This window comes from Brachybacterium sp. AOP42-C2-15 (assembly GCF_052377065.1).
GTDB lineage: Bacteria > Actinomycetota > Actinomycetes > Actinomycetales > Dermabacteraceae > Brachybacterium.
Map to the genome: position 1 here is coordinate 1 of NZ_JBQSWK010000135.1, position 277 is coordinate 277.

At 65.7% G+C, this 277-nt stretch carries 1 protein-coding gene; it reads left to right on the forward strand.

Annotation, left to right across the window (positions count from 1 at the left end):
- Positions 1-277: transposase (locus tag ACT3SQ_RS19365; RefSeq protein ID WP_444601637.1), on the forward strand; the 277-nt coding region annotated here is incomplete at both ends.

Below are 277 nucleotides of genomic sequence, written 5' to 3' on the forward strand. Positions count from 1 at the left end.
CGCCTGCTGGCCACCGACACTCTCGCCCAGGCCTGGCAGGAGCGGATGCGGATGGGCTACTTCGTCCAGATCGCGAACATGCCCGAGGCCACGAAGCTCTACGACACCGTCGTGACCTGGTGGGACGCCATCGAGGTCCTCATCGTCACCGGCGCAACCACCGCGAAGGTCGAAGCGGGCAACACCGGCATCAAGAACATCAAACGCACCGGCCGCGGATTCCGCAACGCGGAGAACTACCGGACGCGTATCCTGCTCACCAGCGCCGCGAGAACCG